The sequence below is a fragment of the Bradyrhizobium sp. CSA207 genome (genome assembly GCF_029051685.1).
In the GTDB taxonomy this organism is placed as follows: Bacteria; Pseudomonadota; Alphaproteobacteria; order Rhizobiales; family Xanthobacteraceae; genus Bradyrhizobium.
On record NZ_JAACFT010000005.1, the window covers coordinates 18,855 to 43,395 of the forward strand.

16 protein-coding genes and 1 tRNA gene are annotated in these 24,541 nt (G+C 58.4%); 7 read left to right on the plus strand and 10 right to left on the minus strand.

Features of this window, described 5'->3' with window-relative positions:
• Positions 1–198: 198 nt before the first annotated feature.
• Positions 199–1,275 carry a PD-(D/E)XK nuclease family protein gene (locus GWG65_RS06415; protein ID WP_275194567.1) on the plus strand — a complete coding sequence of 359 codons (1,077 nt, stop codon included), beginning with the start codon at positions 199–201 and terminating at the stop codon, positions 1,273–1,275.
• A 129-nt stretch (positions 1,276–1,404) separates the two neighbouring features.
• Here GWG65_RS06415 and GWG65_RS06420 read toward each other — a convergent pair whose 3' ends face one another.
• From GWG65_RS06420 to GWG65_RS06435, 3 genes are all read right to left on the minus strand, one after another.
• Positions 1,405–2,091 (minus strand): RES family NAD+ phosphorylase, encoded by a 687-nt coding sequence (locus GWG65_RS06420; protein WP_275194568.1) that lies wholly within the window; start codon positions 2,089–2,091, stop codon positions 1,405–1,407.
• A 903-nt stretch (positions 2,092–2,994) separates the two neighbouring features.
• On the minus strand, positions 2,995–5,805 hold the full coding sequence (locus GWG65_RS06430) for a DEAD/DEAH box helicase family protein (protein WP_275194570.1): 2,811 nt from the start codon (positions 5,803–5,805) through the stop codon (positions 2,995–2,997).
• Between the two features lie 10 nt (positions 5,806–5,815).
• A complete protein-coding gene (locus tag GWG65_RS06435; RefSeq protein ID WP_275194571.1) occupies positions 5,816–9,025 on the minus strand; it encodes a site-specific DNA-methyltransferase in 3,210 nt (1,069 codons plus the stop codon).
• 428 nt (positions 9,026–9,453) lie between these two features.
• Here GWG65_RS06435 and GWG65_RS06440 point away from each other — a divergent pair, with 428 nt between their 5' ends.
• Positions 9,454–13,662 carry an AAA domain-containing protein gene (locus GWG65_RS06440; protein ID WP_275194572.1) on the plus strand — a complete coding sequence of 1,403 codons (4,209 nt, stop codon included), beginning with the start codon at positions 9,454–9,456 and terminating at the stop codon, positions 13,660–13,662.
• Here the strand turns inward: GWG65_RS06440 and GWG65_RS06445 are convergent.
• The 3 genes from GWG65_RS06445 to GWG65_RS06455 all read right to left on the minus strand — a co-directional run bounded on the left by GWG65_RS06445 (position 13,659) and on the right by GWG65_RS06455 (position 16,590).
• A complete protein-coding gene (locus tag GWG65_RS06445) occupies positions 13,659–14,774 on the minus strand; it encodes a DNA methyltransferase (RefSeq protein WP_275194573.1) in 1,116 nt (371 codons plus the stop codon). The genes GWG65_RS06440 and GWG65_RS06445 overlap by 4 nt on opposite strands.
• Before the next feature lie 80 nt (positions 14,775–14,854).
• Positions 14,855–14,984, minus strand: a tRNA-OTHER gene (locus GWG65_RS06450).
• Positions 14,985–15,246: 262 nt separating this feature from the next.
• Positions 15,247–16,590, minus strand: a complete 1,344-nt coding sequence (locus GWG65_RS06455) for a site-specific integrase (protein ID WP_275194574.1) — start codon at positions 16,588–16,590, stop codon at positions 15,247–15,249.
• Between the two features lie 329 nt (positions 16,591–16,919).
• Between GWG65_RS06455 and GWG65_RS06460 the strand changes: the two genes are divergently transcribed.
• Entirely contained in the window at positions 16,920–17,372 is a 453-nt protein-coding gene (locus GWG65_RS06460; RefSeq protein WP_275194575.1) for a twin-arginine translocation pathway signal, read from the plus strand.
• A 31-nt stretch (positions 17,373–17,403) separates the two neighbouring features.
• Here the strand turns inward: GWG65_RS06460 and GWG65_RS06465 are convergent, their stop codons facing one another.
• A complete protein-coding gene (locus GWG65_RS06465) occupies positions 17,404–18,606 on the minus strand; it encodes an FAD-dependent monooxygenase (RefSeq protein ID WP_275194576.1) in 1,203 nt (400 codons plus the stop codon).
• Between the two features lie 18 nt (positions 18,607–18,624).
• Entirely contained in the window at positions 18,625–18,870 is a 246-nt protein-coding gene (locus GWG65_RS06470) for a zinc-finger domain-containing protein (protein WP_007602543.1), read from the minus strand.
• Positions 18,871–19,161: 291 nt separating this feature from the next.
• On the opposite strand from GWG65_RS06470, the gene GWG65_RS06475 reads away from it, so the two are divergent.
• Together GWG65_RS06475 and GWG65_RS06480 are read left to right on the plus strand one after the other, a co-directional pair.
• Positions 19,162–20,298: a hypothetical protein gene (locus tag GWG65_RS06475; protein ID WP_275194577.1), complete on the plus strand. Its 1,137-nt coding sequence runs from the start codon at positions 19,162–19,164 to the stop codon at positions 20,296–20,298.
• 90 nt (positions 20,299–20,388) lie between these two features.
• A complete protein-coding gene (locus tag GWG65_RS06480; protein ID WP_275194578.1) occupies positions 20,389–21,144 on the plus strand; it encodes an alpha/beta hydrolase in 756 nt (251 codons plus the stop codon).
• Here the strand turns inward: GWG65_RS06480 and GWG65_RS06485 are convergent.
• Positions 21,130–22,506: a hypothetical protein gene (locus tag GWG65_RS06485; protein WP_275194579.1), complete on the minus strand. Its 1,377-nt coding sequence runs from the start codon at positions 22,504–22,506 to the stop codon at positions 21,130–21,132. The genes GWG65_RS06480 and GWG65_RS06485 overlap by 15 nt on opposite strands.
• A 275-nt stretch (positions 22,507–22,781) precedes the next feature.
• Here GWG65_RS06485 and cysE point away from each other — a divergent pair, with 275 nt between their 5' ends.
• Positions 22,782–23,606, plus strand: a complete 825-nt coding sequence (cysE, locus tag GWG65_RS06490; RefSeq protein ID WP_275194580.1) for a serine O-acetyltransferase — start codon at positions 22,782–22,784, stop codon at positions 23,604–23,606.
• A gap of 162 nt (positions 23,607–23,768) precedes the next feature.
• Entirely contained in the window at positions 23,769–23,987 is a 219-nt protein-coding gene (locus tag GWG65_RS06495; RefSeq protein WP_007602550.1) for a DUF3126 family protein, read from the plus strand.
• 94 nt (positions 23,988–24,081) lie between these two features.
• Here the strand turns inward: GWG65_RS06495 and GWG65_RS06500 are convergent, their stop codons facing one another.
• Positions 24,082–24,498 (minus strand): PaaI family thioesterase, encoded by a 417-nt coding sequence (locus GWG65_RS06500; protein ID WP_275194581.1) that lies wholly within the window; start codon positions 24,496–24,498, stop codon positions 24,082–24,084.
• Positions 24,499–24,541: the final 43 nt, after the last annotated feature.

Consider the following 24,541-nt stretch of genomic DNA (forward strand, 5'->3'; position numbering starts at 1 on the left):
CCAGGGGCGGCGCCCCTTAGCGAACAGAGCAGAAAACAGGGAGTATGCGTCCCTAACCAGTTGCATTTACAAGTATAAATTGCCGTGATTTAACTTCTCGCGTTATGATTCTGGGGACGCCTTCGCGCTATGCAATCATTGTACGGGCGACTTTTTAGATACCGAGAACGGCCAAATCGCACGCCCCTAGAGGATTACTTGTCGGAATGTCTCGCCGATTTCTTCAATCGGCTTCCGCACGAAGCCAAGGTCTCGTTCGTGCAAGAGACCTTCGTGCCCTCCGTCTGCGCGAGCGAGTGGCGCTCGTCCATTTCGGACGCGGCGACCATCCACATGAAAACACAATATCAGATACCAAATGGGCGTCTGGATATTGTGATCCTCCTCGACAATCAGCCAACATTCGTCATCGAGAACAAGGTCGGGGCTCCCATCGGGAAGCGCTCGAACAACATCGACCAATTGAGAGTATATGGCGATTGGCTAAAGCAGATGGCCGTCCGATCCGGCCAAAAGCTCGCGGTGCTCTGCTTGCTTACGCACGTCACCAGTCCACCCGAGACCTTCAAAGAAGATCAGCGGGATCTGTATGGATCCACTCCCAAGGTGGTGAGATGGTCGCAAATAGCGGCTGAGGTTCAGGCGATCGCAAGAGAGGGCGGGCTGCCCCTCGACATCCGTACCATTGCGCGTGAATTCCACCTGTTTTTGCTGGAGCAGAACATGACCACCGAATTTGCCCGTTTTGAAGATTTCGCAGCAGCCATTGTGTACGTCAGATCCGGATCGCGCATTTCGCATACGTTCGAGAAGATCTACGACCACCTCTCGGAGCTTGGCGGACCGTTCGTGAAAGGGTTCTCCAAAGATGATGCGATAGTGGACTTCGATTCCGAGGGCAGCGTCATACACGGATGGAAGTATCTTTCCGCTGCTCCACTCAAGTCCGCGTACTTCGCCTACGGGATCAACCTTCAGCCGCGGCGCTCCCTTTCGATCGATTCGCTACCAGATGAGGATTCGATCTTCCTGGCCGTCGGAGTCGAAACGAAAAAGGAGATGCAACTTCTGGAAGCCAGGTCAAAGGACTTCGGTCAAGACTGGCATTATCTTTCGTTTTCTGATTATTCGTTGATTGTAACGTTCAGGCCGCTGCACGCCGCGTTGAGCCAACCAGAGGAATTTGCGGGCACGATGATCGCATGGATAGATCAATCGTATGCAGCAGTGGTCGCGAAGCTCATACAATCCTTGCAGAAGCAATATGGAGTGTAAGGCGACATGAAGTGGAGTCGTCTTGCGCGAGGGATCGTGACCGAAGGCCGGGACCCTTGGCCCGGCGCGCTCGCGTGTAGAGCCCGGTCGGTTCACCGACGCGACCAAGAAGGTTGGTGTTGCGTCCCTTCATTCTGGGGAGACGGGAGTGAAGGGCGGCTCCAATTCCGGGCGCTCATTCTCCGCTAGGCCTTGATCGCTCCACAACAAAGTACCGTCGGCGAGTATCCCGTCGACACCCATGACCTCTCCAAGTCTATACATGCCGCAAGCAAGATGTTGAGCTTGGGCCTGGCGAACGGCTACGAGGCACCAATTTCTCCAGAATTCATCGACCTTCACAGCGAAACAGAGAGCGCCGGTATGGCGACGACTGGTGTAGGCGACTGTCGACACCTGTGGATTCTTCTCAAACACGCAAAGAGCCACGTGGGAGGAGATCTCATAGTCATCATGAGCCGTTAGGCATTCGTACAGAAATGCGTCTGTTATTATGAGTGACTTGGCCTCGGTCGGTTCGCAAGCGTTCAACATTGAGCTCACCGCTCCGGAGTACTCGCCCGAAAGGAAGCCTCGGCCCGTGCGCTGAATTTGCATAAACTCCCCGATGGGGGCGATGCGTACGCTGTGGTGGTGCTGAATCGAGAATTCGGAGATGACAACCGCGTCATCGACGATGTGCGTTTCTTGAAGCGCTGTGTCGATGCGATCAGCAAGGTAGAGGACCTGATAGCCCGCCGGATTTGCTCGACCAAGCGCAGCCGGAGCATCTTTACGCCAAATGAGCCCAGCCACATGGTCGGGGCGTTCGCCCAATCGTAGCTTTCGGACACGCCGAAAGCGCCAGCCTGGGCCCCATTCGACGTTAAATGTCGGATGAACGCCGACTAGGCGAGAGATGATCGTCTTCTTTCCCGAAACGTCGCAGCTGGGATAGCTGCGGATCAAAGTGACCAATTCATCGAGCGGAAGCGGCGGGAATCGTTGAGTGATTGTTGGTGGCATGGCGGATGAGCAATTTCGTTATGGGTCGTGGGACGGGCCCACCACCTTATGATGAGCGGATTTGCCGAGAGGGGAAGGCCCTGAATCAGTGCGAGGCGATAATCGCGACACATGATATTGCAGCAAACTCATTGAATGAAGCCCCACACCGTTTCCGGTGTGGGGCAAGCTCTGCACCTTGCGGGTCATCAGCTCTCCACGGGCTTCGACCACCTGTGAGGATGGTTTCCCTCGCCACGCCAGCGTGCCTCGCCGCTGCTCCGGGAAGGACTCGCACAGAGCCGTTCTGAGCAGGTAGCTATTGGCTCGTTTCTTTGCGTTCGCGGATGACAAGCCGTCCACTGACGGGTAGTGCGATCAGTTCGACGTTGAACCCTTTGGTGTCCTCGTGAGGCCATGCCGCTCCGATCTTAGTCCAGAACGCGTTCTCCCCTGCACCGGTGACAACAAATGCCTCGTGAGTAGGCTTTCTGGTTCGCGAGGATGACTTAGCAGCCATTGTATTCTCCCGTTGGATGATGCCGCGAGCGGCAGACCGGTCGGGAGACAAAAACGTTTCCTGTGCCGGTCGTTGCCGGCAAGCGGTTGGTGTGAGCTTAGCAGGACATCGCCAACCAAGAATCCCTCGGCCGCACGTGCGCTGGTCAAGCGTGGCCGTGGAGGCACGGTTGATCGGACAAAGTACTTTCCGCCGGCCGCAAAGTGACCTGCGTACTAGGCCGTCGTTGCCGTTTGGGCCATCGCCGAATGACGGTCGAGGACGTCGTGTACTTGAGCGGGTTGGAAAGCGACATCCCAGCACCAGTTGCCAAATCCGGCGGCGGCATTCACGGCGAGAACCCATTCACTCAAAGCTTCACGCTTGGCCTTGTCCTGGGGCGAATCCTCTCCCTTGATCTCCAGAATCAAAGTCTTGCCGTTGGCGAGCTTGACGAGGAAGTCGGGAATGTAGCGGCGACGTGAACCAGCCCACAGATAGTGAATCTGGAATCCAAGATGGTCATTCTTGGCATAGGTCTCGATATCGTCGCGGGATTCAAAGACGTTGGCCGCGTAGATCTCCCAGGAGGAATCGCCAACGATGTGGCTGATATGCGACTTCACCGTGGGGTTGTTCGGCTTAGTCGTATACCAAGTGCGCATCTGCGCCGTTGAGCCGATGGGATTTTCCTCATCGTAGATGGGCTCAAGCCTGGTCGTGTTCTGCTGGGTAACAAACCTGAGCAAGTGCTGCACAATCAAGTCGATGTTGAGCGCGAACAGGATGCGCTGCCGAAGAGGGTCCCGGTGGAACAGGGAAGGAATGTCGAGGCGGTCCGACTTCAGAAAGGCTTCGACCAGCTGGATAAGCTGGAAGGCGAGGAAGTCCTCGTTGCCCTTGAAGCCGCTCTTGAGGGCAGTGAAAGCCTTTCGCGCAGCCTGGAAGATAAGGCGCTGCAAGCGGAACCCTTCTGGAAGCTTTTCCAGATCTATTGCCTGGACCTTGCTAAGGTCCGCCGCGCCGCCGAGTGCTGGCGCGAGCTCGGCTGTAATCGGCGTTGTTGCCGGGTCGAGATGCAGGACCTCAACCGCGGTCCAATCAACGTTGAGGGTTGGATTGATGACAGTCTCCGCCCGGAGCACGTTCGGCCATCGAATCTCCAACTGGCTACGCTCGGGTAGCACCTCAATTTGCGTGCTCGGGCGCGGCGGTGGCGGGGCTTCCCCCGCACCGCTCACCTCTTCGCAAATGGATAACGGTACTCCAAAGACGTTTACGTACTCGGGCTTGAAAAAGCCGTTCTCGTCCTTGTCGTACGTGACACGACGCAAGCCCCGCCCTATCACCTGCTCACAAAGCAGTTGAGATGTGAACGCTCGCAGGCCCATGATATGGGTAACGGTCTTCGCGTCCCAGCCTTCCGAGAGCATCGCGACGGAAATTACGCTCTGAAGGTTTTGACCAGCGCCGCCCCGCTTGCCTACGGTGTCAACGATCTCTCGAAGCAGATCTTCCTTCTTTAGGTCTGCAAGTCGAGCCTTCTTTGTCTCCGGTAACCCGCTCCCTTCCACGATTGCTGAGAGCCTAGCCTCATAGCCCTTGTCGGATGCGGATGTTTCCCCAATTTCGGCCTTCTCAAGCACCTTGGAGTCAACCCGTAGCGTCTGTGCCGGCGAATGCAGCTCCGGCCAGTGAGCATCTCCCTTGTTAAGATAGTTCTCGATGCGAGCGGCAGTTTCCGTTCTGTTGCAGACGGTCAGCATGACCGGCGTAGTGTCACCAGCCGCTAACCATTGATTTCGGATATCTCGCCAATCTGCGGCGAGCAGCGTGTACGCATCTTGAACGAGCTTAGGCAGCGCATCGTCTGGTGCGGCCTTTCGGTTGAGGTCTTCGGAGACCGATGGATCACGATATATGTGATAGAGCCGGGAGCGCATTGTCTTGGCGTCCGGGAGCGCGTCGTCGCGAACGACAACCCGTGGCGTTTTGACCAGACCGGCCTCGATTGCATCGTTGAGACCGAAATCTGAGACAATCCAGTCAAACAGCGCGGTCTCGGTCGCGGTTTTACCTGTTGGTGCAAACGGAGTCGCGGAGAGGTCGAAGCACCGCATTATTCGCCGCGTGTTGTGGATACGGTCGAGTCCCTCAATCCAGCGCGTGGCTTCTTCGAGGTCAATGCCTTGCTCTTCAGCCTCGCGCTTGCTGATCTTGACCTCGGCAGGCTTCCGGTAAGCGTGATGTGCCTCGTCGTTGATGACGACAATGTCCTTATAACTGGAGAGTTTGCCGAGTACTCGCCGCGCAAAGCCCTCGTCTCGTTCGACGCCCTTCTTGACGACCGAACGCTTGGCGTCCTTGAGCGGCATCAACGTGTGCCAGTTCTCGATCAATATCTCCGCCTGGTTGAGTTTCTGGCGGAGGGCTTCTGACGGGCACAGTGAGAATTCATCGTAGTAGTTGTCCGGCTCACCGGTGTAGAGGACGCGCAAGCGGTCCTTAACGGTAAGGCCTGGCGCGACGATGAAGACGGCTTTGCTGAAGTCCTTATTGCGCTTGGGATAGGTTAGGGCGTTAAGCACCTGCCACGTGATGATCATTGCCATCACGGTGGTCTTGCCGCTGCCAGTCGCCATCTTATTGCAGATGCGCTCCCATGGTCCTCCGTCTCCGGGCAGGAATATCCCTTGACGATATTCTGCTGCGGCCTCCACCCACCAGATGAGGGCTTCTATGGCTTCCAATTGGCAGTAGTAAAATGGGTTTTGCCTCGCGCTTGAGTCGTACCAATGCTCAAGCAGCCGGCGCGTTACGGCGGTGATGCCGGGGTAGCCGGCTGCGCGCCATTGATCAACGCGGCCACGTATCGTATTGACCAGGTTCAGCTCAACAAAACGTCGAGTGTTGTTGCGGATGTCGAATATCTCATAACCAGCCGGCCGACGTTCGGCCTTTACCTCAAGCGCGTTGGTGCCGGGCACCCAATGCTGCTGTGGGCATTCAAAGGGCGAGTTGATGATGAGGGAGGTTGGCTTGGTCACGCGGCCGGTCTTACCTGTTCAACGGGATGACTTTTAGGGATTCGATGCCTCGATCGTCGACTATCTTGACCGCGATGCATTGATTTTCTCCCGCCGTAAAGGGCAGGGAAACCGTCCCGTGAAACTGATCAAGCAGATCTTGGTCTAGCTCGGCCCGCAGAGTCTTCTTCAGTCGAAGCCAGCCGTCTTTCTTGCCGGCCATTGGGAAGAATACCTGATGAGGGAACAGGGAGCGTTGATCATAGTCCGGGTCGAGCGACCACATAGCGATTTTATTTTTCCCACCTGAGACCAGCTCTCCAAGCTTGGTGTCGAAGTAGTCGAAGCCGTGAACCTCGATCTGCCAACGACCATCCGGCAGCGCTCGCACCTCGACATCGGGCTGCCCCATCAACCAGAAGCTCTCGTTGCTGGAACGAGCCTTCTTCAGATCCTCCGTCAACAAATCGGTGTTCATCTGGACCCGAAGCATGGTTACGCCTGGCCAGTTGATTTCATCAATGTCCTTGGCTGCTTCTGGATCAAAGGTAAAGGCACAGAAAATGACAAACTTTGGAGAGGGACGCAGTTTCTCGGCGTCTTTCAGAGCTAGCTCGACCTGACGCTGTTCGAGAGCCGCATGCTCTGGGCCAAAGCTTACGACGACTCGCTCGCCTGTATCTGCCAGCGCGCCGGTCGCATGTAGGTTTCTTAAGCCGGGTATCGGCTCCAGTTCTGCGAACTTGAGCTTTTGGCCGCCCTTGCCGCGAACACCAGCTTTAATGAGTTCGTCGCGCCAGGAGGCTTGGCGAGAGGTTTCACCAGATCGCGCAATCGAACTGTCTGAGCTTGTTCCGGCCACCGCCTGATCAAGACTCATGACCGTGGGATTCGGAACGGCTTCTACGCTAAACGGACTCGCGATGCGGAGTTTGTTCGGCTCGATCTCTGGATCATCGTAAAGAACCTCCGGCTCTGCGTGTGCCGCAATTGATTGGTCAGTCTTCTCTTGCATCACACGTCGCGCGGCATGGAAATCGTTGAAAGGTCCCTCAGCCGCAGAAGGCCAGTCGGCAGGCCACTCCACCGGCACCTCCCATTCGCGAAGGGAATCACCTTTGGCGAAGTTCAGCGTCTTCTGCTTGCGCGGGCCGATTGGGACCACGAACTTTGGACCGGAGGTCATCGCCCTATTGAGAGCGTCCAATGCGGTTGTGATCGCGGGATGATATTTTTCGAAAATATCATCGATCTCTGGGTTTGTAGCGATGGACCGCAATGTGACGTGCGGGATCGTCCGGTACGAAAATCCGGCCTTAAGCCCTTCGTGGGGATACCGAAGTGCGTAGTAGTCGAAGCTCGACGTCATCAACCGCTGCTTGGCCAGTGTAACTGCAACTCGGGACGTATCGCATGTAATCCAACGCCGCCCCCATTTTTCGGCGACGAACGCGGTCGTGCCGGAGCCACAAGTGGGATCAAAAACCAAGTCACCCGGGTCAGTCGTCATCAATAGACAGCGTTCGACAAATTTCGGGGCGGTTTCCACTACGTAGCGCTTGCCCTGCGCGGCTGGCTTGTCCGTCCAGCAGTTTTCAAACTGAGATAGCGGAAAATCGCGGTTGAATTGCTTGTAGTAGGGGTCCTTGCCAAGCAGGAAAAGGCGATTGGCGCGTATCAACCGTGCCATCCCTTCGGGATTGGTCGACCAGCTTTTGTTTCCTGGAGGGGGAAATTTCTCGCCCTGGAAGTCCAGATCGAAGGTGCATGACTCTGTGAAGCCAGAGGATGTCGCATTTCGTCTGCGATATACCGTGTTCTGAAAGTCTTCGCTGTCGCGGTCGTCGGGCGCGCCCTCTCCAGGATAAAGGTCGAAGAAGCGATATTCGTTGTCGTCGGAAATGTCGCGCGGTTTGAAGATGCCGCGAAACTTCATTTGCTCGACATCCTTGGCGTACCAGAGCAAGTGGTCGTATACACGAGCCACCCCTTTTTGGCCTAAGGGGTCGGTGGCCTTGAACGCAATTTGAGCCGCGAAGTTTTCCGCTCCGAAAATCTCGTCAAGCAATTGCCGCACGAGATGAAGGTTCTCGTCTCCAATCTGGACGAAGATGCTGCCTGTCTCATGCAGGAGTTCTTTGATCAGCAGCAGCCGATCGCGGAGATACGTAAGGTACGAATGGATCCCAAGCTCCCACGTATCGCGGAAGGCCTTGATCATCTCGGGTTCTTGGGTCAGGTCGGCGTCGGCACCATCCTTTACATCGCGCTTGCTGACGAATGGTTGGAAGTTGGAGCCGTACTTAATGCCGTAGGGCGGGTCGATGTAGATCATCTGAACTTGGCCCGCCAAACTCTCCTTCTGCAGAAGGGAGTTCATGACAAGTAGCGAGTCACCCGCGATCAGGCGATTGGACCAGTTCTTCTCGTGCTTATAGAAATCAACAGCTTGGCGAAGCGGTAGGTTCTCGAACGGAGCATCAAACAAGCCTGGCTGTACAGGCCGTTCTGCGGCAGATTTATCGGCTTTCATGCGACGCCGCACTGCTGCCAATATGCTCGCGGGGTCGATGCGTTCATGAACGTGCAGTGAGACGGTATCAACCTCGAACGTCGTGCGTTCGGCCTTACCTGCCCAATCGAGATAAGGAGATTGCAGACGTTTAAGCTCCGCGAGCGCTTCCCGCATGCGCTCTGAATCGTTGCTCTTCAGGGCATCGTCGATGAGCGATTCGACCCTGCTTCGCGCGCCGTCAAATTGCAGGGCAGGATCAATGTGGGGGTCGTAGCGCCAAACGGTTTCTGGTTGATCGGGATCGTTTTCCGGATGGACCATGCCCACTTCCGGATTGTTCACCCGCCTATCCGGGTACCGGTAGCTGACGATCTGCCCAGGTCCGGAGGGTGCCTTTCGCCGTTTCGCCTTCGCTTTCTTGGCTGTCGGCGAGGTGGTCGTCGTTGGCTCTTCCTGCGCCTCCAGCTCAAACTCGTTATCCGCTTCTGCGGCGGGTTGCAGGGGCGGTTCTGGTCTGTAAATGACAGAGCCGTTGCCACGCGTTCGGCCGTGAGCGATCTCTCCCGCCTCGATTAGCTCTGTACTCGCCTTGTTGAAGGCGGTCTCGGAGAAATCGGGGAGTTGATGCGCCAAGATTGCGAGAAGGGCCTTGGTGGCAATGGGCGTTCCATCCCGGGGAACGTTTTCAAGAATGAACTTCCTTAGCTCGCTGCCACCCATCATCATTGCCCGGTCTTCCTCGCCCTCTTTGCTGTTTGCTGGGCCTAACTCTATGTGAAACTTGACGAAAACGTCTAGGAATTTGTGGATTCTGATCGCCGCTTGTAATGATTTCAGCTCGTTAGACTACCCCGACTTAGGCGTTATCCCGGGAAAATTGGCGGAGACTCATGTGACGCCTAGGTCATTGGGTGTCGCTGAGAAGTGCACCGGGCAAGTCGAGTCGAGGCTCGGTCTGCGACGCGCGGAGACTTCTCGATCGCTTTGAGAGGGTCCCTTGCTTGGTCATGCTACCAAAGTTGTTTGGGTTCAACCATGACTTGCAAATACGTGATAGGATAGTTTCTCAAAATCTTAAGAGGGGGGACGAATCGAACGTGGCTAGTGCCGGGGCAGCGCTTCCGAAGCGTGAATTCACCAAGAGCAAGATGTCAATGTACCTGCGCACGCTCTGCGACAGGGAGCTCTATTTATCTTTATTTTCAAACAACCCTGTCGAACTTAGCAAAGCCGGGCTGCCGATACCTCTTAAATCCCGTCCCGGCGTTCAGCTGATTACAGCTTCCGGCCGCGAGTTCGAATACGAGCAATACAACATCCTTTGCAGCTCGTTGCCCAACAACGTCTATGCGAAGAGCAGCGGTACAGCGCCTGTACCGCTTGCTGAGGCGCTAGGAAAAGTCACCAAGCCAACGCTGATCCTTCAGCCCCAATTCGAGCCTGAGAAGTTCCGAGACACGGTTCTGACGAACATTGGCGTCGCCAAAGAGAACCTGAAATACATTCCGCCGATGTCGGGATTGCGCCCAGATATCGTATTTGCAGATGCGCGCCGAAAAAACGAATTTGAAATCTTGCCCGATGGTACGCGCCGCCAGCTGGCGGATGACGACAAGCGCATGGCGCTTTCGGTCATCGATTTGAAAAATATAACCGAGGCAAATGCCAGCTACTCGGCGGAAGTCTGCCTGTATGCCATCTTCGTTTCCAACTGGCTCCATAACGAAGGTAAGGCCTACTTGGAGAAGTTTTTCGTATCGGATCGTGTGTATCTATGGCGCCACGTGGAGATGCCTACGTTCACAGGCATTCTGGCTACCAAGGCCGGCGGCGATCATGAGAATCGGTTGAAGGCCTTGCGACAGGACTTGGAAGACGGGCTCGTCCTATTCCTGATCTACATGCCGAGCGTCCGTAAGTTCTTTGCCGAGGACTTGCCACGGGTCGTCCACCTCGGCGACACGCAAGGCTGGAACGCGGTGCCTTACCACGTCAATCCACGTTGTAGTTCTTGCGACTGGCTAGGGAATAGGGTCTGGCTCTCGGACGACGACCGCAAGTATTTCGATGCCGATCCGAACCATTATTGCTCGCCTGCTGCCGAAAGTTCCGATCACCTCTCGAAAATGGCGACGCTGAGCCGAGGGGCTAGCAACGTGCTTCAAGCGGGCGGCCATCCGAAGGTGGCCGCATTGGAGAAAATCACTCCAGATTCTCCAATTTTGCGAAAGCACTCGTTGCTCAAGCAGGATCGAGGGCAGATCTCCTTTCGCGCCCTCGCTATTGCGTCAGGACAAATCAGCGTCGATACGTCATCGAAAGTCGGAGGCCTGGCCAAGCGCCGAAATGCCGAGTTCAACATTGTCGTGAACTTTGACTCGGGCTCCGGACTTCTAACTGGAATAGCGATACGCGGTACGCTGTTTGCGCCTTACCTCCACAAATTCCCAGCGGCGGAAGGCAAGGAACCCCTGTCGATAAAGTCGCTGGGAGAAGATGCCTTCGTAGTAGGTAAGGATACCGCAGTCGCTGAATGGGCCGCACTCCTGGCTTTCATCGAGCGGTTTGCCGATTGGATTGAGGGAGCGGAGAAAGAATTTTCTGCAAACAAGTTCGGTACTTTGCATACCCAGATTTGTTTCTGGGAGGTCCGCCAATACGAAGAGTTGTGCAACGCATTTGGCCGTCACTTGCTGAACATTCTTGATCTCCCAGAGCGCGCGCAAAAAGCGCTAGCGTGGATATTCCCGCCAGAAGAACTCATGGAGAAGTCCGACGCCATTTGTCCCAACATTGTTTTCATTCGAGACATTGTGTCGGGCTCCGTGCGGTCACCACAACGCTTTGCGGTGACGCTGCTTGGCACAGCCGAGCATTATCATCTTGACCGGATGACACCGCGCAAGATTGATAACTACTATCTTGAGCCTCTGGGTAACTCGATTCCGCGCGAACGCATCTTCGAGATCTGGAAGTCGACAACCGGAACAGTACGGATATTTGGAAAGACGCGACCGATCACTGAAGCGATCAACCGGTATGGTGACGTGCTAAAGGCCCACACATGGGCCCTCGCGAGTATCGTTGCCCGCCTCCATGACGACCTGAAGAACAGCATCAGCGGTGACGCTCCAGTTCTTTCTACGACAGTGCCAACTGGCATGACCGGCGTCGCGTACGACTCGAAGCTATGGGATCGATGGTCTCAGGTCTCGGCCGCTGTTGCAAAGACTGAATCTCTGGGATCGTTCATAGCTCGCGCCGAGGCCTTGGAAGCTTCCTACAAAGCCATTCTCCTAACGAAGCTCATCAAGGACCACGGAAACAATCAATACGAGTTTGAAGTAAGCGAAGATTCCTCAGAGGCCAAAATAGAAGAGGGCGACACGTGTACGATCGGCATCGTTAGCTGGCCCGGATTTCCCTTGTGCCACGGGAAGTTTCTGGGGCTGAACTTGGACCTCAAGCTTGCCTTTACGCCGATGTACAAGGTCATTGCCGCCCATATCGATGTGTTTGACAGGATCGGAAAAAGGCTGACGCTGACGCTGCGCTCCAAGTGGGCCGGCGTCGACGCAATATTTAACGAGGTAATGGCCAACGACGTACTTCCGATTGGAAAGGAGCCGATTTACCTCCTGGAGGACTCCTCGTTTGACGATTCTGGAGTCGTCAGCGCCATCCTCAAAGAGATTGGAAATCCCAAATGCGCGATTGCTGCTCCCGAGGCGTTGGCTGCTATGGGCGCGTCGGCCGCGAAGAAGATCGCGAAGGGAACCGACGATGACACGCCGATAGCCGAGGTTATTTGGCAAGCGAACAAGCTCGCAGCCAACACGATAAGGAATACAAAGGACGTCGATGCTATCGTCGCCTTTGCGACTACTGCGAACAAGCACACTCTCAATGCGAGCCAGATCGCGGCCGTAAGGTCATGTGCGGAGCGCCAGCTTACAATCGTGTGGGGTCCGCCGGGCACCGGGAAAACGGACACTCTTGTTGCTTTTCTGCATTCGGTTATCCGGCAAAAGAAAGCTCGGAAGATCCTTATTGCGGGTCCAAACTACCGGACGGTTGAAGAGTTGTCTGAGCGCCTCGTCGCAAATCTCGAAAAGGACGCTTCGGCCGCCTGCGATTTTTATTGGCTGTACTCGAAATCAAGAGGGCCAAAGCCAATCAAAACAGCAACTAAACATTTTCTCTTGAAGTCTGCGACGAGAGACTCCAACGACCCTGTCTATCAAGAACTCCTCGGAAGCATTGCGGAGGATGAAAAGGTCACCGTCGTATCCAGCACGTCGCATATCGTGAATTCGCTCACCAAAGATGCTGGGACGATTGGTTCTGTCGTTGACGAGCTATTTGACCTCGTTGTTCTTGACGAGAGCTCTCAAATTCCGGTCACCTTGGCGCTTCGCCCGCTCGGGACGCTTAAGCCACATGGGCAGGTCATCATTGCTGGTGATCATATGCAAATGCCTCCCATCCAGCGCTTGGAGCCGCCAAAGGGTGCTGAGCACCTCGTCGGGAGCATTCAGGAATATCTGATCACTCGGTTTGGGATCGTCCCGCTGCCCCTGCTGCTGAACTATCGTTCGAACAGCGATCTAGTGGATTATGCACGGTTGTTGGGTTATCCGGCTGAACTCAAAGCCGCTGTGCCAGTGAGAGATCTGCAGTTTGTCCAACCACTCGAGCCGATAACGAAGAGCATGCCCAAAGGGCTGCCAGTCACGTCGGCTTACGACGAATTGTTGAAGACAGATCGGCGTGTGACTGCACTCATCCATGAGGATGTTACTTCGTCCCAGGCGAACGAACTTGAAGCCGGCCTGGTCGCGGGCCTAGCTTATGTGGCGCGGCAAGTCGCGGCGCGTGAGCTTTTTGAGGGAAAAGATGGGCCCAAAACAGCGTATTCGGACGATGACTTCTTCACGCAAGGGATTGGCATAGTCACCCCGCACAAGGCGCAGAAAGCCCTCGTGGTGCGCAAGCTAATTGAACTGTTCCCTAAAGCGGATCCAAACGCCGTCTTCGAGGCAGTCGACACCGTCGAGCGCTTTCAAGGCGGGCAGCGGGATACAATCATCGTTTCCTTCGGAGTCGGAGATACCGACATTATTGAAGGTGAGGAGGAGTTTCTTCTTCAGTTGGAGCGCACGAATGTTGCTGTCTCCCGAGCGCGGGCAAAGTGTATCGTGCTAATGCCCAAGTCTCTCGCATACCACTTGCCAACCGATGAAAAGGCCGCAGCCACATCAATCGCCTTGAAATCCTATCTTGAGGAGTTCTGCGGCCAGCGCAAAGCCATCAACATTGAGTGGAACGGGGAGAAGCGGAGCGGAGAGGTCCGCTGGCATTAGCTGAGAACAGCGTGGAAGTCGTACTCGCTGGCTGGGTCTGACTCTCGCCCCATGTAATCGGCCTGCCGCTTGCCTGAGTGTGAGGTTTCAGCGTTCCTTACTGACAAGAGCTTCCAATCACCTGCAAGTTCAAGCGACGCCTTCATTATTTGCCGGGCGTCGCTCTTCGCGGACGGGATGCTACCGAACCGAACGTAAAGGTGCGCGTCGTCCTGCGCGCGTTTGGCAACATTGCTCCAAACTTTGGCAAGATCTTCAATGAAGCGTTCGTGCCCCGTGTGAGTGAGTTGATTGTGATTCTCGTAGTCAATCTCCTCGTCCCCGCCGAGAAACCACATCCGGAGCCACTGATCTTGGACGTAGGTCCGCATGCCATAGTAGGGCGGTGACGTAATCGTCACTATGGGTCCTTTGACCTTGGCAAATGACATGGCTTTTCGCGCGTCAAGGCATTTCACGTTCTGAATTCGGCTAGCGGAGGCCGAATTCAGATCAGCGATTCGTTTCAGTTTCTTTGTAAGCACGTCAATAACAGATGCCGTCGGTGGGATGAGGTTACGCTCTTGCCAGTACCTCACCGAATAGTCTGGCTTCGAGGCAAACGTTCTCGGCATCTGGTTTGAGAAATAGCTGAACGAGCCACCCGGAACGGGCAATGGTCCATGGAGGCATCCCAGTGTGGCCGCTCGTAATATCGCCGAGGCGTCGGTAACTTTCTTCTCGCGGAGGAGTCCCTCGCGAAGGCTGCAAATCTGCAACAGCGTCTTGTTTGAAAAAGCATGTCGGAAGAACTGGCCCTCGGGAATATTCTTCGGAGCTTTGGAAATCAGTCTCTCTGCAAGAGCAATCACGTCTTCGTAGTCTGCGCTGGCCAATTTAGCTTGCGCTATTGCGGCGGCAATTGGCGATGTGTCCAAGCCGTAAGACCGCAGACCAAGCTTTCGAGCGGCGTAGATGGTTGTCCCCCGACCACAGAATGGGTCGTAGACCGTCGGAGAGTCCTTCCTGTGCTTTTTCAGGAGCCGTAAGGGAAATTCCAACGGAAACATCGTGTAGTACGGACATATCGCGTTGAACGCAAAATCCTTGTTGTATGCATACGCGATGGTCATCGATCCCCAATCAATTACCTCGACAATACTGCAACCGGAGTAAAGCCTAAAGTAGTTTTCGATTCGCCGTACAATCCGATTGGTGCGGGCGGCCGGACTCGAACCGGCACAGGCCTTGCGGCCCCACGGATTTTCATACCACTTCGGCTTTCGCCGCCGCCGATCCGGCGTTCGTGGTCTGGACTATCCCTTCACCTTGGCGATGCCCGCTGTAGGTGCTGCCCGTCTAGTCTCTACACCTTCCCCCTGGCGGGGGCTTGGCTCGGGATTGCCAGTGAAGGTTTCCCCGACTTTGAGCAGTTCTGCTCCTGGAGTTTCCCCCAGGGCACTCAATGGCTTAAGTCCGATGCGTCTACCAGTTCCGCCACGCCCGCATCGGCCCATCTATACGGCGCAAATTGCCTAAGGCAAAGGGAATACAGTTGTTTTCGCACACGCTTTGAGCAACGGGCGTCATGCCGGGTAGAGACCTTCAAGCCGGTGAATGCTGCGGCTTCCGCCGGACGTAGTTGGAGCGAGGCTGTAGTTTTCGTTTTGTGGGAGCGGGTTTGGTCGGCTGAGATTGGCCATCTTCCGCAGCCTTGCCCTCTGCGATCCTCGGCGGCCGTTTGATGTTGATCGCTGCCGCGCTCAGCTGGTTCTTGATATGAGAGGCGTAGAACTTCTCGATCATTTCAACGCTGGTACGGCAGTTCTTGGCGATCTGGTAGATGTCGGCACCTTCCATGAGGCGAAGGCAGATGTAGGTGTGACGCAGGCTGTAAGCCGTGCGCCGCTGACCTTCACGGTCGAACTTCAGCTCTTCTTCTTCAAGGATTCTGTTGAAGAGCTCGTGCTGGTAACTGGGGAAGATGCGGTCGGTAGGCTTGGGCTTGTTGCGCTTGCGCAACCTGAAGAAGGGCGCAACCGCGCTGGGCATGCTTTTGCAGTAGCCGACGCCGCGCTTGCCCCGCACCTCGATCTCGAGGATGCGCTGGTTGGTTTCCTTGTCCATCACCACTGTAACGTCACGATACTCAAGGCGGTTGGCCTCATCGGGACGAAGGCCCGTGTTGGCCATGAAGATCACGTAGTCATGGAGCTGCTCACAGGCGTAGCGCCAACGCTCGTTGATGGGATTTTCAGCCCGGCGCGAGGTCGCCAGATAGAGCTTTCTGTATTCAATCGGCGAGAACCACGCGCGGTGGGAGATCTTGCTGTTGCTGCGATAGGGCTGGGACATGTCTGGCAAGCTGGAGAGCCAGCCATGGCGGAGGGCTGTTTTGAGCGTCTGACGAAGAGCCACCATTTCTTGGTGGAGGGTGTTGCGGGCAGGCAGTTTTCCGCGCGCAGCCTTTGATTTCTCGATGCGGTCGATCCGGTACTCCTGAATGGCGCCGGAGTTGACCTGGGACAACGGCTTGTCGCCAAAGAAGGGAATGAGGTAATTGCGCAGCCGCCGTTCATGGCCGGCGACATAGATAGGGCTGCGCTGACCTTCGGTGATTACGGGAAATTCCCGGAGAAACTGCTCCGCAGCGTGTTTGAAGGTTTTCTCGGCGTTCGCGAGAACAAGCTTGTCGAGGTCGCCGCGAACGTGCTTGCCCCGAAGCTCAAGGTACCATTCTTCGGCAAAGCGTAGCGCGCTGGTGATGCCTTCCATTTTGGTGCTGACGCGATAGTTGCGGTTTCCGACGTAGGCGGCGGCTTGCCAGAATTTGCTATCGGCGCTGCGCTTGTAGATGTAGCACTTGCCACCCATTAGATCGTGGCGCTCGGTCGTCCCGTCCTGCTTCAGGGATGCTTCTGCGCTCGCCTCAGGTGTCAGTACGTCCATCTCCGCAACGTCCAATTGTGTAATTTGTGTAAGCAATGTGTAACAGTCTCACGTCTTAAGATTCCTGTCAATCGTATTGAAATTACTTACTTTTTTTAATTTCTAATCTCGTTAGGTAACGATTTTAAGTCCCTTGCGTCTACCAATTCCGCCATGCCCGCTTGATCCAACGAGATCAACGACTTAAGTCCCGTTTCGGCCGCTTTTGGTGGCGGAAGCCGGACGGGTTGTCTCTTCCTTAAGCGAGCCGCCCGCGCAAGGCAAAGCCTCAATCCGGACATCTCGGCTTGCTTTAGGCAATCTCAATCCACGGGGACTACCAATCCGACATGTCTGTCTCGTTTCTCCACCAACGTCGCCTTGCGCGTGTGCTGCTTCCGCTGCTGGGACTCTGCGCGGCGCTTGGCGGCTGCGCGGGTATCTCCGAGACCATCAGCCCGGCCTTCGTCGATCCGGCCCGCTATGACCTCTGGGATTGCAAGCAACTCGCGCCCGAGCGGAAAACCCTCGCCAAGCGCCGTGATGAGCTGGAGCGGCTGATGGCGAAGGCCGAAACCGGGGCAGGCGGCGCAGTCGTGGCAGAGCTCGCCTATCGCAACGACTACCTCGCCGTGCGCGGACAGCAAAAGTTGCTGGAAGAGACCTGGCGGAGGGACAGATGCCGCGAGAGCGACATGGAGGCAGCCAATCCGCCGACTCAGCCGACACCTGTGCCTGCACCGGCAGGCGCGGCCAAGCCGTCGAAGCTGCTGGGCTCGAAATCCGGCGACGCCATCCACTGACGATGATGATCGCTGCTAATCGCACCGCGCTTCAGGCCCGCCAGCCGTAGATCCAGTCCTGCCGCGCCAGCATGCGCTCCGGCCCGAGCGAGCGGATCGCAAGGTCGCGCGCGAGCGCAAGCGGACCGCTCAAATGATAGATGCGGCCCTGCTGCCGTGCCGTTTGCTGCACGCGCCGCACCCGCGTCTGGCGCGTTCGGCCGTATTGCTTCAGCGCTGCGGCGATGCTGCTTGCGCTTTCGGCTGCCTCAAAGCTCAAGTGCCTGGCGAGCACGGCGGCATCCTCGATCGCCATGCCGGCCCCCTGGGCGGCGAAGGGCAGCATCGCGTGCACGGCGTCGCCGAGCAGCGCCACCTGGCCTTTGCTCCAGGGGCAGCCCTCGGGCACGCCGAACAGCGCCCATTTGCGCCAGCTGTCGACCGCGGCGAGCATCATCCGCACCGGTGACGGCCAGCGCGGCGCGGCAAAGGCGTCCATCATCTCGAAGGGATCGCCCGGCGTGCTCCAGCCCGGCCTGTTCCATGTGCCCGGCAGCACCGCCACCACATTGAGCTGGCGCCCGCCCGCGATCGGATAGGCGACCAGATGGGCGTTTGGGCCCATCCAGAGCTGCACCCGGCGCGCGGTGTAGTCCTTCGGCAATTGCGTGGCATCGATCGTGCCGCGCCAGGCGATCAGTCCGGAGAAGCGCGGCTGCACCTCGGGAAACAGATGCTGGCGTACCGTCGACCAGATGCCGTCGGCGCCGATCAGCGCGCTCGCGAGATCACTGCGGCGTATCGTGCCGCTGCGATGGACGACAGTCAGCCCCTTGGCGTGAGACGCGACATCCTCGAAGGTCGCGCCGAGCTTCAGCTCGATGTCGGGATGGTCGGAGACCGCGCCGGCCAGCGCCGCTTGCAGGTCGGCACGATGCACCACCCAATAGGGGGCTCCGGCCCGCGCCGAGGCGGCTTCACCAAGCGGCATGCGCAGCAATTCGCCGCCGGCCCGCGCGCTCATGATGCTGACCGCCTCGGGGGTCACCGCACGGAGCCTGAGGCGCTCGGTCAGGCCGAGCTCGACCAGGACGCGGCTGGCATTGGGGGAGAGTTGCAGGCCCGCGCCGACTTCTTCGAGGCGCTCGGCTTTTTCCAGCACCACGACACGAAAGCCGCGGGCCGCGAGCGCGAGTGCGGCCGTCAGGCCTCCGATTCCGGCACCGGCGATGACGATTGTTCGGGAGAGCGCCACCCCTGGTTGAAGCGACCGTCAGGCCACCTTGTCCTTCAGGACACATTCCGGCGGACGCGCCTCGCCGGCCTTCAGGTCCGCGGCAAAGCGGTACAGCGTCGAGCAGTAGGGGCAGATGATCTCGTTGTCGTTGCCGAGGTCGAGGAACACGTGCGGATGATCGAACGGAGGATTGGCGCCCACGCACATGAATTCTTGCGAACCGATCTCGATGACGGGAACACCGGCATCGTTATGGAAGTGCGGGACGACATGGTCGGACATCGTAACTCATCCTGGAGTGGCAATGGCGGCAGACACAATCACGACTGACGCGGCTTCTTTAAGGCGCCGCGGACCATACTGGCGAGGATAGGTGATTGCTAGTCCGGCGGAACCGAAAGGTTCGCAATGCCCCATGCTCATTTGCTCTTGCAAATTCGACACAATCTTGCGGCCTGAGAGAAGCCCTTCTTTCGTCGGGGACGTTGTGTCGCAATTTGGGCATACTATGTCTGCGGACGAAGGTAATTGCGGCAAAAGACCAACCATCAGGCAGACGTCCAGGCTTTCAGCATGAAGTGGCTGCGAATCGGCACAGCGTTGAGCGGGATTGCGGCATGCGGCTTCGTGCTCGCGCAGATAGCGCCGCATGCCCGCGAGGCCGGCGCGATCTTCGCCGCCCAGGACGATCCGGCCGCACTGTCCGAGCTCAAGCTCGACACGGTTCTGCGACAGAACGAGCGGCTGGTTCAGGACAACATCGAAGCCGCGCTCGCATCGAGCGATGCCGATCTCGCGAACAGTTTCGTCGTGCTCGCGCGTGAGCGCAATATCGCGCTTCCCGATGACATCCTCACGCGCGTGAGTGACGCGGTCAAAGAGGAAAATTCCACCTCGTATTTCGCCAGGCGCTTCGCCACCGGCCTCGTCACCGGCAGCGCGGATGACGTCGCAAGCCTGTCCGGAACCGTAGCCGGCGATCTCTTTGTGATCGGCGACATCAGGGACGTCGTTCGCGAGGGCAAGCATCTCGCCATGGGCGAGGATACCGATCGTCTCGTGCTCGGGCTCGCGGCCGTGGGGCTTGCGGTGACGGCGGCAACCTACGTGTCCGTCGGGGGCGCGGCGCCGGTTCGCGCCGGGCTGACGCTGGTCAAGGATGCCCGGAAGGTCGGGCGGCTCGGCGAGGGGCTGGCCAAATGGGCCGGCCGGTCCGCGCGCGAGGTGGTCGATACGCCGATGCTTCAGAACGCGGTTGCCTCCGGTTCGGTGCTACGACCGGGCGAGACCGCACGCGCCATTAAGGCAGCATTCCACGCCGAAAAGGCCGGCGCGCTGGTCCGGCTCGGCAAGGACGTCACGCGCGTCGCCGAAAAGACCGGCGCGCGCGGCGCCATGGACACGCTGCGTATCGCCGAAGGCCCGAAAGATGTCGCGCGTGCGGCGCGGCTTGCGCAAGCGCAGGGCGGCAAGACGCGCGCGATCATGAAGCTGCTCGGTCGCGGTGCGCTGCTGCTCGTGGGCGGCGCGTTCGATCTCGCGCTCTGGCTGTTCGGCGCCGCATTGACGCTGTTTGGCCTTCTGTCCTCGATCAAGACGACCGCCGAGCGCCTGACCCAGTCCTGGTGCGATCGCAGACGAGCGCGGCGGCTTCGCCGGGCGCGGATCGCCGCCGAAGCCGATCTGACGAACGCGGCCGTTATGGCCTAAGCATGATCCGGAAAAGTGCGCAGCGGTTTTCCGAAAAGATCATGCTCAAACAATAACCACAACCTTCCCCTCAAGACCGCGGAACAAGTGATGCCGAGCTTTCACAACGGCGCCGTTGAAATTGCCTATCTCGACGAGGGCGAGGGCGATCCCATCATCCTGGTGCACGGCTTTGCCTCCAGCAAGAACGTGAACTGGGTCTATCCGACCTGGGTCTCCGAGCTGCGCAAGAACGGACGCCGCGTCATCGCGCTGGACAATCGTGGCCATGGCGAAAGCGCAAAGCTCTACGAGCCCGTACACTATTCGATTCCGACCATGGCCGGCGACGTGCTTGCGCTGATGGATCATCTCGCGATCCCGCAGGCCGACATCATGGGCTATTCGATGGGCGGGCGGATGACCGCGTGGCTCGGGCTCAACGAGCCGCAGCGCCTACGCTCGGCGATCCTCGGCGGCATCGGCATCGGCGGCCTGATCGATGGGACCGGGCCGGGAGAGAACGTGGCGAAGGCGCTGGAAGCACCCTCGCTCGATGACGTCACCGATCCCATGGGCCGCACCTTTCGCGCCTTCGCCGATCAGACCCGTTCCGACCGCCGTGCGCTCGTCGCCTGCCTGCGCGGCACGCGCGACCTCATGACAACGGACGAAGCCGCGGGTATCGACGTGCCCGTGCTGATCGCGGTCGGCAGCACTGACGACGTCGCAGGCTCCGCCAGCGCACTCGGCGCACTCATCCCCGGCTCGGAAGTGCTTGAGATCCCCAACCGCGACCACATGCGTGCCGTCGGCGACAAGGTCTACAAGACCGGCGTGCTCGATTTCCTGTCACGCCGCGGCTGAGATGTCGTCCGCCGGCTCGTCGTCGCCTAAACGACGTGTCAGCGCCGTCAGCACCACGAAGGTCGCAAGCCACGCCATCCGCGCGCCGTAGCGGTCGTGCGGACCGGAGATGACGGCGCAGATGAAAGCATTGCCGAGCAGGGCCAAGGTGACGGTCGCCGCCAGCAGCGTCAGATCGTCGAGCCTGCGCTTCGCCAGCGAATGCGCGAGCAGCGCGACGAGCGCCAGCATCGAGACCAGCGCCGCCGGAACGTGCAGCCAGTTGATGGTGTCGAAATTGACGGCCCAGTGCTGCTGTCGCGCCGCACGCATCGGCGCCACCTGCGCCGGGATGTAGCGCTCGATGATGCCGTAGGTGTGCGGGATCCAGCCGCTGGTGCCTTCGCCGGTCGCGACGTGCAGCAATTGCTGGCCTATCGCCCGCAGCGCCGCGCCAGCCTGCCAGGCCGGATAGTCGGCGAGCGAATGCACGACGATGTAGCCCATCTCGTCGTTCATGCCTTCGAAACGGCCGAGCGTGTTGAACATGCTCTTGCCCCACAGGAACTCGTCTGCGGTCGCCGGCAGTTCATTGCGATAGGGACAGAGCTTGAATCGCTCGCGCGGACAGTGGTCGCCAAGGTAGCGCGCGACGATGCCGTCCTGCATCATGCGGCCAAAGGCGACGCCGTAGCCGCCGGGCGTCCAGGCCCATTTGCCCGAGAGTGCATGGTTCGCCGACACCAGCATCAGGCTGCCCGCGACGATGGACAGGCTCGCCTGCGCCAACCCCCACAGCGGCAGCCGGCGTCCCACCAGCGCCCGCGCCATCCAGCCTGCGGCGCAGAGGCCGAGCAGCACGCCGAGCGTGGCGCTGTGGGTTGCGGCGGCAAAGGCGGTGAAGACGAACAGCGCGACCTTTTCGCGTGTCGAGATTCGATGTCCCCCGATGACCAGGAGGAACAGCGACAGCACCGACAGCCCTGCAAAGATGTCGGTGAGCAGCATGCTGGTAAGCCAGGGCAGGGCGGTCGACAGGATCAGGAGCAGGCTGATGGCGACGAAGCGGAAGGTCTGCATCAGGTCGAGCACGCGCAAGGTGAGCTGCAGCAGCCACAGCGTCGCCAGCGACTGGACGGCGAGGTTGATCCAGAAGCCGAAGCTTTCGCCATAGTGCAGATAGAGGCCGAACACGGTGGAGCGGCTGGGGACGAGATAGCCCTCGTACCAGCGCGCCAGATAGCCGCCGGTGTCCCATTGAAGCAGGGGATAGCCATTCCAGAACGCCGGCGCGAGCATGAAGAGGGGCAGGGCCAGCGCGGCCAGCCGCAGCCAGAACGAGCCCGCGGCGCGCGCGCGCAAACTTTCGGTGGTGGTGCTCAAAACCGCTCCATCGTCGTTCGGACCATGACTGCAATAAGGGTCGGGACGGAATTCACCAATAGTTTGACGCCGCCCGGCTTGAATTTGGCAGAACTCTGACCACTTTGAGCCGACCCTGCCGCCTTGGGCGTCAGGGGAAAGTGTTGTGATTCAACGCCTTGGCAGGCTTTCGCGAGGCAAGGTGCTGTTCACTCTCAGGCAAGCCGGTCAGGACTTTGTCGCCTAAGCTGTGCTATAGAGCCAGCAAAACGGGCCAATTCGAAAGAGCAGTTTCCATGGCAGTGCATCAGGTCAATCCGGGAGGAAAGCTCGCATCGCTCGACCCGATCTGGGAGCGGGTCCGGGGCGAAGCGGAGGATATCGTCCATCGCGAGCCGGAGCTTGCGACCTTCATCTATTCGACGGTGCTGCATCACAGCCGCCTGGAAGATTCGGTGATCCACCGTCTTGCCGACCGGCTCGATCACGCCGCGCTGTCGGGCGATCTCGTGCGCCAGACCTATGACGAGGCGCTGCGCGACGAACCGGACCTCGGCAACGCCTTCCGCGCCGATCTCGTCGCCGTCTACGACCGCGATCCCGCGACCTCGCGCTTCATCGATCCCTTGCTCTACTTCAAGGGCTTTCACGCCATCCAGACCCATCGTTTGGCGCACTGGCTCTATCTGAAGGGCCGCAAGGATTTCGCGTACTATCTCCAGAGCCGCGCCTCTGCGGTGTTCCAGACCGACATCAATCCCGCCGCGCGCATCGGCCGCGGCATCTTCCTCGACCATGCCACCGGTTTCGTCTGCGGCGAGACGGCTGTCATCGAGGACGACGTCTCGATCCTGCACGGCGTCACGCTCGGCGGCACCGGCAAGGAGAACGAGGACCGTCATCCCAAGATCCGCCATGGCGTCTTGATCGGTGCAGGCGCAAAGATCCTCGGCAATATCGAGATCGGCCATTGCGCGCGCATCGCCGCCGGCTCGGTCGTGGTGAAGCCGGTGCCGCACAACGTCACCGTCGCGGGCGTGCCCGCCAAGATCGTCGGCGAAGCCGGCTGCGCCGAGCCCTCGCGCACCATGGATCAGATGATCAACGCCATGGGACTTTGAGACGGGACTCTGAGATCGGACTTTGAGGTGGGGCTTTGAGCTTGAAGAGGGCCTGATTTTTCCGGCCCTTTCTCGTCCCCAAATTCTTTGGCAATTGATGCTGGCGGTTCGTCGCGTCTCGTCCTAAAACCCCGCCAACCCAGATTTGGATTGGAGACTGCCGTGGACGTCAAGGAAGTAAGGAAGCTCGACGCGTATTTGAAGCGCGTATTCGGCAATCCCAAGATCCGCGTCGTGCCGCGGCCGAAGAAGGATGATTCCGCCGAGGTCTATATCGGCGAGGAGTTTATCGGCGTGCTGTTCGTCGACGACGAGGACGACGATCGCTCGTTCCAGTTCCAGATGGCGATCCTCGAGGACGATCTCGTCGATCAGGAATAGTTCGCCAGCCGTCATTGCGAGCAAAGCGAAGCAATCCAGAAATCTTTCTACGGAGGGATTCTGGATTGCTTTGCTTTGCTCGCAATGACGAGCATCAGCGTCGCGGCTGCATAACTCTATCTCTTGCAAGAATGCGCAGGCGGGCCGTGGCATCAGCGACGATGCGCCCCTCCGTATCGATGAGCTCCGCTTGCACAATCATGTCGCGCTCCGTCCGCTCGATGACGCGCACTTGCGCCGTGATCGGCCCAACCGTCGCGGGCTTCAGGAAGCGTGTATTCAGGCTCTTTGTGACCACCGTCAGGTCGGGCGACAGCGCGGCCAGCGCGTACATCCCGGTGGCGGAGTCCAGCATGGCTGCCAGGAATCCACCTTGGATCGTCCCATGCCTGTTGGTGAATGCGGGCTGAGCCTGGAAACGGATCAGGGCACGCCCGCCCTCGTCCAAGCCGAGCCATTCGCGTCCCAGCAATTCGGCGCCCGGTGGCAGATTTGCTGCCGCGTCGTTCATTGATCACCGCACCTGTCATGAAACGGCGAGCCTATCAAGAGAT

Excerpts from the sequence above, each read along its gene's own strand:
- GWG65_RS06435 (WP_275194571.1), bottom strand. The coding sequence starts at position 9,025 with ATGATGATGGGTGGCAGCGAGCTAAGGAAGTTCATTCTTGAAAACGTT.
- GWG65_RS06440 (WP_275194572.1), top strand. The coding sequence starts at position 9,454 with ATGTACCTGCGCACGCTCTGCGACAGGGAGCTCTATTTATCTTTATTT.
- GWG65_RS06445 (WP_275194573.1), bottom strand. The coding sequence starts at position 14,774 with ATGACCATCGCGTATGCATACAACAAGGATTTTGCGTTCAACGCGATA.
- GWG65_RS06455 (WP_275194574.1), bottom strand. The coding sequence starts at position 16,590 with ATGGACGTACTGACACCTGAGGCGAGCGCAGAAGCATCCCTGAAGCAG.
- GWG65_RS06460 (WP_275194575.1), top strand. The coding sequence starts at position 16,920 with ATGTCTGTCTCGTTTCTCCACCAACGTCGCCTTGCGCGTGTGCTGCTT.
- GWG65_RS06470 (WP_007602543.1), bottom strand. The coding sequence starts at position 18,870 with ATGTCCGACCATGTCGTCCCGCACTTCCATAACGATGCCGGTGTTCCC.
- GWG65_RS06475 (WP_275194577.1), top strand. The coding sequence starts at position 19,162 with ATGAAGTGGCTGCGAATCGGCACAGCGTTGAGCGGGATTGCGGCATGC.
- GWG65_RS06480 (WP_275194578.1), top strand. The coding sequence starts at position 20,389 with ATGCCGAGCTTTCACAACGGCGCCGTTGAAATTGCCTATCTCGACGAG.
- cysE (WP_275194580.1), top strand. The coding sequence starts at position 22,782 with ATGGCAGTGCATCAGGTCAATCCGGGAGGAAAGCTCGCATCGCTCGAC.
- GWG65_RS06500 (WP_275194581.1), bottom strand. The coding sequence starts at position 24,498 with ATGAACGACGCGGCAGCAAATCTGCCACCGGGCGCCGAATTGCTGGGA.